Origin of the sequence: Pantoea rwandensis (genome assembly GCF_002095475.1) — a bacterium.
GTDB lineage: Bacteria > Pseudomonadota > Gammaproteobacteria > Enterobacterales > Enterobacteriaceae > Pantoea > Pantoea rwandensis.
In genome coordinates this window covers 38,457-52,126 of sequence record NZ_MLFR01000024.1, presented here as the reverse complement: position 1 = coordinate 52,126, position 13,670 = coordinate 38,457, and the positions used below count along the sequence as shown (strand labels likewise).

Genomic DNA, 13,670 nt, shown 5'->3' with positions numbered 1-13,670 from the left:
TACTTTTGCGTAACAATATCGTCTTCAATATTTCATTTTAATTAATAATAAAACGAAATATCCATGTCGAAGGTGATAATGTCGTCAATGAGCATCACTTTGATAACGCATATTAGGTGAAATGCTGTTTTAAAAACGGCTATTTACTCGCATTTTTTGTTTATCATCAAAAATAAAATCTGAACGTGTTGCGCAACAAAAATCAATGCCTAACCCTCTGAAAGTGTGAAAAATATCGCAATGGCAGTTTGTTAGCACTAAATAAGTGCGTTGCGCAACGTTAGGCCCGCCGAGTACTAATCTGATTTTGTCTTTCTTTTTCTGCTTTAACGATTCAACACTTAGTCTTTATTAATTGGTTGTGCCAAGCTGTTTTGGCTTATAGCAAAATGTTCCATGTGCTCCAATCATTTAAATGAAGGATAATCTCAATGTCCAATCAAGACCAACAGTCGCTAGTGCTCTGGTACAACCAGCTTGGCATGCATGATGTTGATCGCGTGGGGGGCAAAAATGCTTCCCTGGGAGAAATGATTACTAACTTGTCGTCACTGGGTGTATCCGTGCCAAACGGTTATGCGACGACATCTTACGCCTTTAATCTGTTTCTCGATCAAAGCGGACTGAACCAGCGTATTTATGATTTGCTGGACAAAACGGATATTGATGATGTTGAAGAGCTGGCGAAAGCTGGTAAACAAATTCGTCAATGGGTTGTCGATACACCTTTCTTGCCTGAGCTTGAGGAAGCGATTCGCACCGCCTACGAGCAGCTCTCTTCTGATGATGCTGAGGCTTCGTTTGCGGTACGTTCATCGGCCACCGCTGAGGACATGCCAGACGCCTCCTTTGCCGGGCAGCAGGAAACATTCCTCAACGTGCAAGGGTTTGACGCGGTGCTGGTGGCCGTGAAGCACGTTTATGCTTCTTTATTTAACGATCGTGCCATCTCATATCGTGTACACCAAGGCTATGACCATCGTGGTGTAGCTTTGTCTGCCGGTATTCAGCGCATGGTGCGATCCGATCTCGCTTCATCGGGCGTGATGTTTACTATTGATACCGAATCCGGTTTCGACCAGGTGGTCTTTATCACCTCGGCGTTCGGCCTCGGTGAAATGGTGGTTCAGGGTGCGGTTAACCCTGATGAATTTTATGTGCACAAACCGACGCTGGCGGCGAATCGCCCGGCCATTGTGCGCCGCACCATGGGCTCCAAAAAAATCCGCATGGTGTACGCCGACTCGCAAGAGCACGGTGAACAGGTACGCATCGAAGACGTCGATCAGGAGCAGCGCGATCGCTTCAGCCTGACCGATGACGAAGTGCAGGACCTGGCGCGCCAGGCGGTGCTGATTGAACAGCACTACAAACGCCCGATGGACATCGAGTGGGCGAAAGATGGACACACCGGCAAGTTGTTTATCGTGCAGGCCCGTCCAGAAACGGTGCGTTCCAATGGTCAGGTGATGGAGCGTTACAACCTGCAAGGAAAAGGCAAAGTTCTGGTTGAAGGACGTGCCATCGGTCATCGCATCGGCGCCGGTGAAGTGAAGGTGATTCACGATATCAGCGAAATGCATCGTATTGAGAAAGGCGATGTGCTGGTGACGGATATGACCGACCCGGATTGGGAACCGATCATGAAAAAAGCTTCCGCGATTGTGACTAATCGCGGCGGTCGTACCTGTCATGCTGCGATTATCGCGCGTGAGTTGGGTATTCCGGCAGTAGTGGGTTGTGGTGATGCGACCGACCACCTGAAGGATGGGCAAAAAGTCACCGTTTCATGTTCGGAAGGTGATACGGGTTACGTCTACCACGATCTGCTCGACTTTGAAGTCACTAGCTCGCAAGTGGATACCATGCCGGACCTGCCTCTGAAAATCATGATGAACGTCGGTAACCCGGACCGTGCATTTGATTTTGCCTGCCTGCCCAATGAAGGGGTCGGTCTGGCGCGTCTGGAATTCATTATCAACCGTATGATCGGCGTGCACCCGAAAGCGTTGTTGGAATTTGACCAGCAGACGCCTGAGTTGCAGCAGCAGATTCGTCAGATGATGAAAGGCTTTGACAGTCCGGTTGAGTTTTACATTGCACGTCTGACTGAAGGAATTGCGACGCTGGGTGCCGCGTTTGCGCCTAAGCGAGTGATTGTCCGCCTGTCGGATTTCAAATCGAACGAATATGCCAACCTCGTCGGTGGCGAACGTTACGAGCCAGAGGAAGAGAACCCGATGCTGGGCTTCCGTGGTGCTGGACGCTATGTGGCTGACAGCTTCCGTGACTGCTTCGCATTAGAGTGTGAGGCAGTGAAACGTGTGCGTAATGAGATGGGTCTGACGAACGTCGAAATCATGATTCCATTCGTACGAACTGTGGATCAAGCCGCGGCGGTGGTGGAAGAACTCGGTAAGCAGGGGCTGAAACGCGGTGAGAACGGATTGAAGGTGATCATGATGTGTGAGATCCCGTCAAACGCCTTGCTGGCTGAACAGTTCTTACAGTACTTCGATGGTTTCTCAATTGGTTCGAACGACATGACGCAGTTGGCGTTGGGTCTGGATCGTGACTCTGGCGTAGTTTCTGCACTGTTTGATGAACGTAATGAAGCGGTGAAGGCGCTGCTGTCAATGTCGATTCAAGCAGCGAAGAAACAGGGCAAATATGTCGGCATTTGTGGTCAGGGGCCGTCGGACCACGAAGACTTCGCTGCATGGCTTATGGAGCAGGGTATCGACAGTCTGTCGCTCAATCCAGACACCGTGGTACAAACTTGGCTAAATCTGGCCGAATTGAACGCCACGAAACAGTGATCAGCTAACAATTAGGACGCATTCATAAGGATTCTGAAGCGTCCTTGCTAAAATCATCAAGGCCAGCATTGCTGGCCTTTTCTTTATGCATAAAAAACACAAAAAAAAGCCCATCACAGGGGATGGGCAAAGACTACACACAGCAATTCTTCACTTTACTCAGGGGAAAAAGGTTGTTTATAAATCAGTGGTTTGATTTCAAACATAGGAAACATGTTATTCATCAGGCCTGCTGGCGTCTTTAAGAATCCTCTTATTAGTTTAAAGCTGATAATCTTTTGTGGCCTTTTTTAACGATTGCATCGCACAATTCAGTTCGAAAAATAATCATTCCGTAAGCGAAACTCTACTAAATCGGCTAAATCTGCGTTTTTTCTTAAAAATCGCTTATGGAAAAAAAGTGATGTGGTAGGAAACTATGTGGTGGGGATTAACATGTATTAATGCCCAGTGAGTAAGGCAAGGGGTGTGTTGAAGAAAGCGGTGCCATGAACTGCACCGCTTGATTTAATTTTGGAGGTTAATCCTCGTCATGTTCAGCAAGGGCTTCGATAGCCGTCTGCGGATCATCATCAGGGGCGGGCGCTTCATGCATCCATACGGAAACCAAACGATAGGATACCGCCAACACTACCGGACCAATAAAGAGTCCGATCATGCCAAAAGCTATCAAGCCGCCAATAACGCCGGAGAGAATCAAGATCATCGGCAAATCTGCACCCATCCGAATCAGCATCGGACGAAGCACGCTGTCCAGTGTGCCGACCACGCAGCTCCACACCAACAGGATCGTGCCCCATGTTGTGTCGCCACTCCAGTAGAGCCAGATGATCGCTGGCACTAGCACCACTAACGGCCCGAGCTGCACCAGACACGTCAGAATCATCAACACCGTGAGCAAGGTGGCATAGGGAATGCCCGAAATCGCCAAACCAATACCGCCCAGTACACCCTGTACTAGCGCGGTGACCACTACGCCTAAAGCCACAGCACGAATGGCCTGACCGGCCAGCAGCACTGTCGCATCACCTCGGCGCCCACCCATGCGGTAAGCAAAATGGCGAATGCCGTGACCGACCTGCTCACCTCGCCAGTAGAGCAATACGCTAAACAGGAGCATCACGGCGAGGTGAATCATAAAGCGGCCAAAGTGCCCGGCCTGTGCCACAAAGAAGCCGGTGGTGCGTCCAATATAGGGCTGTAATTGATTTAATATCGCTGTCCCGCCGCCATCGACCATTTTGTGATAACTGGAATAGCTTTTTTTACCAATGTAAGGAATGTCGCGCAGCCAGGCAAAATCAGGCAGTACGAGGTGGCGCTGAGTCGCCCAGGCAATCACTGGCGCACTGTTATCGATCAAGCCACTGACTAACAACGCAATCGGAATGATAAACAGCAGAAGTAACAGAATGGTCATGGCGATGACCGCCAGCGATCGTTTTCCCCACAGCAGATGCTGCAAACGAATCATTAATGGCCAGGTGGCAATCACCACCATGCTGGCCCAGGCAAAGCCAAGAATAAACGGCTGTACGACCCACAGACAGGCGATGATCATGATCAAAATGAACATCAACGAGAATAGCAGTTGCGGTAGATCCATACCGCGTTGCAGGCTTTTCATCACAACGTTATGACCTCAATTAATCCTTCATGGTGGGCCGCGTTGGCCCTGATTAATGATGATCTATTTCCTGAAATTTAAACAGAAAAAAGCAGGCTTTGCGGGGGGCATTCCTGAAAAAACAGCGGGAGACAAAAAAGTATGATAAAACCAATGGTTGAAAAAAATAACCACGCAAACGTTTACAACATCTCGGTCACGCAATAATGATCCCACAGATTTCCCAAGCACCCGGCCTCGTTCAGCTGGTGCTGACATTCCTGCAGTCATTGAAAGAGCAAGGTTTTACCGGCGATACCGCCACAAGTTATGCCGATCGGTTGTCGCTCTCGACCGATAACAGCATCTATCAATTGTTGCCTGATGCGGCACTATTTCCGCGATCAACCGCAGACGTCGCGTTGATTGCCCGATTAGCAGGCGAAGCGCGCTTTAATAGCCTGACGTTTGCGCCACGCGGCGGCGGAACAGGCACCAATGGTCAATCGCTCAACCAGGGCATCGTGGTGGACATGTCGCGCTACATGAATCGCATCCTTGAGATCAATCCTGAACAGGGTTGGGTGCGGGTCGAAGCGGGCGTTGTGAAAGACCAACTTAATGCATGGCTAAAACCTTATGGTTTTTTCTTCTCGCCAGAACTGTCTACCAGTAACCGCGCCACATTAGGCGGCATGATTAATACCGATGCTTCGGGCCAAGGCTCGTTGGTTTACGGTAAAACATCCGACCATGTCGAAGGCTTACGCGCCGTCTTGCTCGGTGGTGATATCCTTGATACCCGTGCCATGCCCACCGAGTTAGCTGAGCAGCTGGCCGCCACACCCACGGCAGAGGGGCGCATTTATCACGAAGTGTTGACGCGTTGTCGTGAGCAACGCGATTTAATTCTGGAAAAATTCCCGAAACTCAACCGTTTCCTGACCGGTTACGACCTGCGCCATGTGTTTAGCGATGACCTGCAAACCTTCGACCTGACGCGCCTGTTGTGCGGTGCAGAAGGCACACTGGCATTTATTACCGAAGCGCGCCTTGATATCACGCCAATCCCCAAAGTGCGTCGTCTGGTGAATATCAAATACGATTCGTTCGACTCTGCACTGCGCAATGCACCCTTTATGGTTGAAGCGAAAGCGTTGTCTGTCGAAACCGTTGATTCGAAGGTGCTTAACCTGGCGCGTGAAGATATCGTCTGGCATTCAGTCAAAGAACTGATTACCGATGTGCCTGATAAAGAGATGCTGGGCCTGAATATCGTCGAATTTGCCGGTGATGATGGTGAGTTAATTGAACAGCAGGTGAGTCACCTTTGTGCACGCCTGGAAGAGCTGATGCAGCAGCACCAGGGCGGGGTCATCGGCTATCAGTTGTGTAATGATTTGAGCGGCATTGAGCGTATTTATAATATGCGCAAAAAAGCGGTGGGACTGCTGGGGAACGCCAAAGGGCGGGCCAAACCGATTCCGTTTGTTGAAGATACCGCGGTTCCACCAGAACAACTGGCTGATTATATCGTTGATTTCCGTGCCTTACTCGACAGCCACGGTTTAAGCTACGGCATGTTTGGCCACGTTGATGCGGGAGTGTTACACGTGCGTCCGGCGCTGGACATGTGCGATCCGCAGCAAGAGCTATTAATGAAACAAATCTCCGACGAAGTGGTGGCTTTGACAGCACGCTACGGTGGACTGCTGTGGGGCGAGCACGGCAAAGGCTTCCGCGCGCAATACAGCCCGGAATTTTTTGGCGAGACGCTGTTTAACGAGCTGCGGCGCATTAAAGCGGCTTTCGATCCCGACAACCGCTTAAATCCCGGCAAGATCTGTACGCCGCTCGGCAGTAATGAGCCGATGATGCAAGTCGATGCAGTGAAGCGCGGGACTTACGATCGTCAAATTCCCGTGAACGTGCGGACAGACTGGCGGGGCGCGATGGAGTGCAACGGCAACGGTTTATGTTTCAACTTTGATGCGCGCAGCCCAATGTGCCCATCGATGAAAATCACCCGCAACCGCATTCATTCCCCTAAAGGGCGTGCGACATTAACGCGCGAATGGCTGCGCTTGCTCTCAGAGCAAGGTGTTGATCCCGGTGTGCTGGAACAGGCGCTGCCGAAGCAAGGTGCAAGTTTGCGGACGTTAATTCAACGCACCCGCAACTCCTGGCATGCTAAGCACGGTGAGTATGATTTTTCGCATGAGGTGAAGGAGGCGATGTCAGGTTGCCTGGCCTGCAAAGCCTGTTCTACTCAGTGCCCGATAAAGATCGATGTGCCGAGTTTCCGCTCGCGCTTCCTGCAGCTTTATCACACCCGTTATTTGCGACCGATGAGTGATCATCTGGTGGCCACCGTAGAGAGTTACGCGCCACTGATGGCGAAAGCACCTAAAGTGTTCAACTTCTTCCTGAAACAGCCGTGGGTTCGCGACCTGAGTAAAACGCATATTGGTATGGTGGATTTGCCTCTGCTTTCCACGCCGAGCCTGAAACAGCAGCTCAGTGGTCACCCCGCGATGAACCTGACGCTCGAGCAGCTTGAATCCATGGATGTTACTCAGCGTGAAAATTGCGTGTTAGTGGTTCAGGACCCTTTCACCAGCTACTACGAAGCGCAACTGGTGACCGATTTCGTGAAGTTGATTGAGAAGTTGGGTTATCGCCCCGTACTGCTGCCATTTTCACCGAACGGAAAAGCGCAGCACGTTAAAGGCTTCCTGCAACGTTTTGCGCGCACGGCAGGTAAAACGGCTGAGTTCCTTAACCGGGTGGCAAAACTCAACATCCCAATGGTGGGTGTCGATCCGGCTACTGTGCTCTGTTATCGCGATGAATATAAAGAAGTGTTGGGCGACCAGCGTGGTGAATTTAACGTACAACTCGTGCATGAATGGCTCGAGCAGGCGTTGGCCGCTCGTACCGAACAAATTGCCAGTGGTGAGGCGTGGTATCTGTTTGCACACTGCACGGAAGTGACGGCGCTGCCTTCTACACCAAATCAATGGCAGGGGATATTTGCTCGATTTGGTGCAAAACTCGAGAACGTCAATGTGGGTTGCTGTGGTATGGCAGGGACTTACGGCCATGAGAGTAAGAACCTGGAGAATTCGCTGGGCATCTACGAACTCTCATGGCATCCACAATTACAGAAGTTGCCGCGTCAGCGTTGCCTGGCGACGGGTTTCTCCTGTCGAAGCCAGGTAAAACGTGCGGAAGGCAATGGTATGCGCCATCCACTACAAGCATTGCTGGAAATGATGTAAACAAATTGTAGGAGCCGTCACAAAGCTGGATTAGAATATCCAGCCTGCGTGGCGGACGAAATCACTCTGCAGGCTGGTGGCTTGATCCCACTGGCCGCTGAGCGCCAGTTGATGACACAAGCGAGTCAAAGACAGGCGCGCCAGTTGATAGGCCTGAATACGGAACAAACGGTCGCGATCGGCATTCCCCATCTCCTGCACTAAGCGGTGATGGAGCTTGCCCATGGCATGTAAATAGCTTTGGTCGTCGCCGTTGAGTTCGCAGATTTCTGCCATATCCAGGCAGGTGTCGTTAAAGCGGCGCAGTTGGTCGATAGTACAATCGGTGCGGGTGAGCTTAGCCTGAGCCATATAGAAGTCGACGGTGATATCACGCACCGAAAACTTATATTCATCGATTTTGTGCTGTAACCAGGCCGAGACGGTAAGCGTCATATCGCTACCTTTAATGGGTTAATGATAATCATTATCATATTCAACCACGGCAGGAATGCAATTCCCGCAATGAAATTTTATTGATTTCCTTTGCCTGTTACTAAAATCGGCAATAACAATCTCTTTACATTTGATAAAGGCGTAACCTATCAATCAGAGTGATAACGTAAAGTTGGATTTTTAAATTTTACGGCATTTGAACGGGTTACGCAGGCAAGGCGCGCACGGGATTGCCGCCCACAAGCTGGTGTGAAGGGACTATGCTTAATAAAGCAACAGTAAAAAACAGCACGAGATGATTATCCCTGCAAAACAAGAGGTTGAAGTGATATCCGATATCACTACCATAGGGGGATAGCCTGAAAAGGCCCAGACATACGAGGTAGCAACATGTCATCAGTAAATGCAGCTTCTTTTTCACCCGAAGATTTCGTCTGGAAAGGGCTCACGCTGACCGAATCGGCAGCGAAACAGATTCTTAGCCTGGTCGAGCAGGACCCTGAAGTTAAAGGCCTGAAACTGGGTGTGAAGCAGTCCGGCTGTGCCGGTTTTGGGTACGTTATGGACCTGGTGAAAGAGCCTGCCGATGACGACCTGACGTTTGAGCAATTCGGCGCAAAATTGTTTGTGCCACTTCAGGCGATGCCGTTTGTTGACGGTACCGAGCTGGATTATGTCCGTGAAGGCCTGAACCAGATTTTTAAATTCAACAACCCTAAAGCTCAGCACGCCTGCGGGTGCGGTGAGAGCTTTGGCGTCGAGTAAGTGAAATATGTCACGACATAGCGAAGCATCTGACGATGTACAAATGTGGGAAGGTAGCCTGAATTACAAAGAAGGTTTCTTTACCCAGTTGCAAACCGACGAATTGGCACATGGCATCAACGAAGATGTCGTGCGCGCAATTTCGGCCAAACGTAACGAACCTGAGTGGATGTTGGAATTTCGTCTCAAGGCCTTCCGTGCCTGGTTAGAGATGGAAGAACCACATTGGCTGAAAGCGAACTACACCAAGCTCGATTATCAGGATTACAGCTATTACTCTGCGCCGTCCTGCGGCAATTGTGATGACAGCTGTGCCTCTGAGCCGGGTGCAACCCAGACTTCTGGCAGCGTTGCTTCCAGTGACTACCTGACCAAAGAAGTGGAAGACGCGTTCAACCAGTTGGGCGTTCCGGTACGTGAAGGTCGCGAAGTGGCAGTTGACGCCATTTTCGACTCCGTTTCCGTTTCTACTACCTATCGTGACAAGTTGGCGAAGCAGGGCATTATTTTCTGCTCATTCGGTGAAGCCATTCACGATCATCCAGAGCTGGTGCAGAAGTATCTCGGCACGGTGGTTCCGCACAACGACAACTTCTTTGCTGCGTTGAACTCTGCGGTGGCCTCAGACGGTACGTTCGTTTACATCCCGAAAGGCGTGCGTTGCCCAATGGAGTTGTCGACTTACTTCCGTATTAACGCCGCGAAAACCGGTCAGTTTGAACGTACCATTCTGATTGCCGATGAAGACAGCTATGTGAGCTACATCGAAGGCTGCTCCGCGCCTGTGCGTGATACCTACCAGCTGCATGCCGCAGTGGTAGAAGTTATCATCCATAAAAATGCTGAAGTGAAGTACTCCACCGTTCAGAACTGGTTCCCAGGCGGTGAAGGCGAGGGCGGTATCCTCAACTTCGTGACCAAGCGTGCGCTGTGTGAAGGCGACCACAGCAAGATGTCCTGGACCCAGTCTGAGACCGGTTCAGCGATCACCTGGAAGTATCCAAGCTGCATTCTGCGCGGTGATTACTCTGTAGGCGAGTTCTACTCGGTTGCACTGACCAGCGGTCGCCAGCAGGCGGATACCGGCACCAAAATGATCCACATTGGTAAAAACACCAAGTCGACCATTATCTCGAAAGGGATATCTGCCGGTAAGAGTGAAAACACCTACCGTGGTTTGGTGAAAATCATGCCTACCGCCACCAACGCGCGTAACTTCACCCAGTGTGACTCAATGCTGATTGGCCCGGATTGCGGTGCGCACACTTTCCCGTATGTGGAAACGCGCAACAACACTGCCCAGTTGGAGCATGAAGCGACGACGTCGCGTATTGGTGAAGACCAGATGTTCTACTGTCTGCAGCGCGGTATTAGCGAAGAAGATGCGATCTCAATGATCGTCAACGGCTTCTGTAAAGACGTTTTCTCCGAGCTGCCACTGGAATTTGCTGTGGAAGCGCAAAAACTGTTGGCTATCAGCCTTGAGCACAGTGTGGGCTGATGCCACACGCGTTGCCGGAAGCAATGTGAAGGAAAGAATATGTTAAGCATTAAAGATTTACAGGTTAGTGTTGAAGACAAAGAAATTTTGCGCGGTCTGAACCTTGAAGTGAAACCGGGTGAAGTTCACGCCATCATGGGACCTAACGGTTCAGGTAAAAGTACCCTGTCTGCAACACTGGCTGGTCGTGAAGATTACGAAGTCACTGGCGGTTCTGTTAGCTTCAAAGGTAAAGACCTGTTGGAGTTGGAGCCGGAAGAGCGCGCGGGTGAAGGCATCTTCATGGCGTTCCAGTATCCAGTCGAAATCCCTGGTGTGAGTAATCAATTCTTCCTGCAGACGTCGGTGAACGCCGTACGTAAATACCGTGAGCAGGATGAGCTGGATCGTTTTGATTTCCAGGACTTCATCGAAGACAAAATTAAACTGCTGAAGATGCCAGAAGATTTGCTGACCCGTTCAGTCAACGTCGGCTTCTCGGGTGGTGAGAAGAAGCGTAACGACATCTTGCAGATGGCGGCGCTGGAACCTGAACTGTGTATTCTTGATGAAACCGACTCCGGTCTGGACATCGATGCGTTGAAAATCGTGGCAGAAGGCGTGAACAGCCTGCGCGACGGTAAGCGTTCATTCATCATCGTGACGCACTATCAGCGCATCCTGGATTACATCAAGCCAGACCATGTGCACGTGCTGTATCAGGGCAAAATCGTTAAGTCTGGCGATTTCTCGCTGGTTAAACAGCTGGAGGAGCAAGGCTATGGCTGGCTTACCGACGAAGAGTGATAACGCCCTGCAACAGTGGCATCACCTGTTTGAGTCGCGCGGTGACGCGCGCTCATTACAGGCACAGCAGCACTGGCAGCAATTAATGCGTCTCGGCTTGCCAACGCGCAAGCATGAGAACTGGAAGTACACCGCGCTGGATGGTCTGTTGGCCCATCAGTTCGTGTTGCCAGAAGAGCAGGCAGTTACCGCTGAGCAGGTCGCTGAACTGGCGCTGCCGCTGGACGCCATTCAGTTAGTGTTTGTAGATGGCCGTTTTCAGCCTGAGCTGAGCGCGCGCGACACTGAACTGTTTGACGTGCAGCACAGCCGTGCTGCTGAACGCCGTCCTTTGCCTGCGGCCGTGCAGCCGGAAGTGTTCCTGCACCTGACCGAGAGCCTGGCGGAAGAGGTCACCTCCATTCGTTTGGCGCGTGGCAAATCTGCGGCTCGACCGCTCTATTTGCTGCACATCACCAGTGGCAAAGCCGATGCGCTGAATACCGTGCATCATCGTCACCATTTAGAGCTGGAACAAAGCGCTGAAGCCGAGGTGATTGAGCACTATGTGACGCTGAACGGTGCCTCGCACTTTACCGGCGCGCGTTTTACATTTGCTGTCGCAGACAATGCCAAGCTGAAACACATCAAGCTGGCCTTTGAAGAGAGCAGCAGTTACCACTTTGCGCACAATGACATTGTGATTGGTAGTGATGCGCAGGTCAGCAGTACCAGCTTCCTGCTGGGTGCCGGCTTGTCACGTCACAACACCAGCGTGCAGCTCAATGGTGAAAATACTGAGCTGGCACTGAACAGCCTGATCTTGCCGATCAATTCAGAAGTGGCGGATACCCGTAGCTATCTGGAGCACAATAAAGGTCATTGCCTTAGCCGTCAGCTGCATAAAACTATCTCACGTGACAAAGGCCGTTCAATCTTCAACGGTCATATCAAAGTGGCGAAGCACGCACTGAAAACTGACGGACAGATGACCAACAACAACCTGTTGCTCGGTCGCCTGGCGGAAGTGGACACCAAACCACAGCTGGAAATTTATGCTGATGATGTGAAGTGCAGCCACGGTGCCACTATTGGTCGTATTGACGACGAGCAGATGTTCTATCTGCGCTCGCGCGGTATTACCGAAGAAGCGGCGCAGCAGATGATCATCCATGCGTTCGCGGCGGAGTTGACCGAACTGCTGGAAGAAGAGTCACTGCGTCAGATAGTATTGCAACGCATTGCTGCGCGTTTCCCCGGAGTTGAGTCATGATTTTCGATCTCGAACGAATCAGAGCGGAATTTCCGATTCTGAAACGTGAGGTCAACGGACATCCGCTGGCCTACCTTGATAGCGCGGCCAGCGCTCAGCGCCCGCTCGCGGTTATCAATGCGGAAAGTTATTTTTACCAGCACGGCTACGCAGCCGTGCATCGTGGTATCCACTCGCTGAGTGCTCAAGCCACCACCGACATGGAAAATGTGCGCACGCAAGCTGCACGCTTCCTCAATGCGGCAACGCCTGAAGAGATCATCTTCGTTAAAGGCACCACTGAAGCGATCAATTTGGTTGCTAACAGCTGGGGCGGCAGCCAATTGCAGCCGGGCGATAACATCATCATCACGGAGATGGAGCATCACGCCAACATCGTACCGTGGCAGATGGTGGCGCAGCGTACCGGCGCTGAAATTCGCGTTTTGCCTCTCAATGAGCAAGGTGAGTTAGCGCTGGAGCAACTGGCGGGACTGATTGATAGCCGCACGCGTTTGCTGGCGGTGACGCACGTCTCTAACGTGCTGGGTACGGTCAACCCGGTGAAAGCGATTGTCGCCCAAGCGAAAGCTTTGGGCGTAGTGACGTTGGTGGACGGTGCACAAGCCGTGATGCATCACCAAGTGGATGTGCAGGACATTGACTGCGATTTCTACGCCTTCTCAGGCCATAAAATTTATGGCCCAACCGGCATTGGTGTGCTGTATGCGCGTAAGGCGCTGCAGGAAATCATGCCGCCTTGGGAAGGCGGTGGTTCGATGATCGATCAGGTGGTACTACCAACTGGCACCACCTGGAACAGCACACCATGGCGTTTTGAAGCAGGTACACCTAACACCGGCGGTATTATTGGATTAGGTGCGGCACTGACGTGGATCAGTGAAATTGGTTTAGACGTGATTAATGAGCGTGAAAGCGCGCTGATGCGTTACGCATTGGATAAGCTCGCCTCGGTGCCCGATCTTATCGTCTACGGCCCTGAACAGCGGAGCGGCGTGGTTGCCTTCAACCTTGGCAAGCATCATGCGTTTGACGTCGGCAGTTTCCTTGATCAATACGGGATTGCCATCCGCACTGGCCATCATTGCGCGATGCCGCTGATGCGTCACTATGCGGTACCAGCAATGTGTCGTGCCTCTTTTGCTTTGTACAACAGTGAAGAAGAAGCCGATCGCTTGGCAGCAGGTTTGACCCGTATTCATCGTCTGCTGGGTGGTTGAGCAGA

General features: G+C 51.4%; 9 protein-coding genes and 1 other RNA gene. 7 read left to right on the top strand and 3 right to left on the bottom strand.

Features of this window, described 5'->3' with window-relative positions; translation table 11 throughout:
* The first annotated feature begins 431 nt into the window (after positions 1–431).
* Positions 432–2,819: a phosphoenolpyruvate synthase gene (gene ppsA / locus HA51_RS19610; protein ID WP_084936259.1), complete on the top strand. Its 2,388-nt coding sequence runs from the start codon at positions 432–434 to the stop codon at positions 2,817–2,819.
* Positions 2,820–2,917: 98 nt separating this feature from the next.
* On the opposite strand, the gene rprA is transcribed toward ppsA, so the two are convergent.
* Positions 2,918–3,025: antisense sRNA RprA (gene rprA / locus HA51_RS19605), an RNA gene on the bottom strand.
* A 314-nt stretch (positions 3,026–3,339) separates the two neighbouring features.
* The gene (gene ydiK / locus HA51_RS19600) at positions 3,340–4,446 is read right to left on the bottom strand and encodes an AI-2E family transporter YdiK (protein WP_084936258.1); all 1,107 of its coding nucleotides are present in this window, start codon (positions 4,444–4,446) and stop codon (positions 3,340–3,342) included.
* 206 nt (positions 4,447–4,652) lie between these two features.
* Here ydiK and ydiJ point away from each other — a divergent pair, with 206 nt between their 5' ends.
* Entirely contained in the window at positions 4,653–7,706 is a 3,054-nt protein-coding gene (gene ydiJ / locus HA51_RS19595) for a D-2-hydroxyglutarate dehydrogenase YdiJ (RefSeq protein WP_084936257.1), read from the top strand.
* Between the two features lie 30 nt (positions 7,707–7,736).
* Here the strand turns inward: ydiJ and HA51_RS19590 are convergent, their stop codons facing one another.
* Positions 7,737–8,141 carry a hypothetical protein gene (locus HA51_RS19590; RefSeq protein ID WP_084936256.1) on the bottom strand — a complete coding sequence of 135 codons (405 nt, stop codon included), beginning with the start codon at positions 8,139–8,141 and terminating at the stop codon, positions 7,737–7,739.
* 390 nt (positions 8,142–8,531) lie between these two features.
* Between HA51_RS19590 and sufA the strand changes: the two genes are divergently transcribed.
* Genes sufA through sufS form a run of 5 tightly spaced genes read left to right on the top strand, consistent with a single transcriptional unit; the run spans position 8,532 to position 13,665 of the window.
* Entirely contained in the window at positions 8,532–8,906 is a 375-nt protein-coding gene (gene sufA, locus HA51_RS19585; protein WP_084936255.1) for a Fe-S cluster assembly scaffold SufA, read from the top strand.
* 7 nt (positions 8,907–8,913) lie between these two features.
* Positions 8,914–10,407 carry a Fe-S cluster assembly protein SufB gene (gene sufB, locus HA51_RS19580; protein ID WP_084936254.1) on the top strand — a complete coding sequence of 498 codons (1,494 nt, stop codon included), beginning with the start codon at positions 8,914–8,916 and terminating at the stop codon, positions 10,405–10,407.
* A 39-nt stretch (positions 10,408–10,446) separates the two neighbouring features.
* Positions 10,447–11,193: a Fe-S cluster assembly ATPase SufC gene (gene sufC / locus HA51_RS19575; RefSeq protein ID WP_084936253.1), complete on the top strand. Its 747-nt coding sequence runs from the start codon at positions 10,447–10,449 to the stop codon at positions 11,191–11,193.
* Entirely contained in the window at positions 11,168–12,445 is a 1,278-nt protein-coding gene (sufD, locus tag HA51_RS19570; protein WP_084936252.1) for a Fe-S cluster assembly protein SufD, read from the top strand. Before sufC ends, sufD begins: the two co-directional genes overlap by 26 nt.
* Entirely contained in the window at positions 12,442–13,665 is a 1,224-nt protein-coding gene (sufS, locus tag HA51_RS19565; RefSeq protein ID WP_084936251.1) for a cysteine desulfurase SufS, read from the top strand. The genes sufD and sufS overlap by 4 nt, the downstream gene beginning before the upstream one ends.
* The last annotated feature ends 5 nt before the right edge of the window (positions 13,666–13,670 follow it).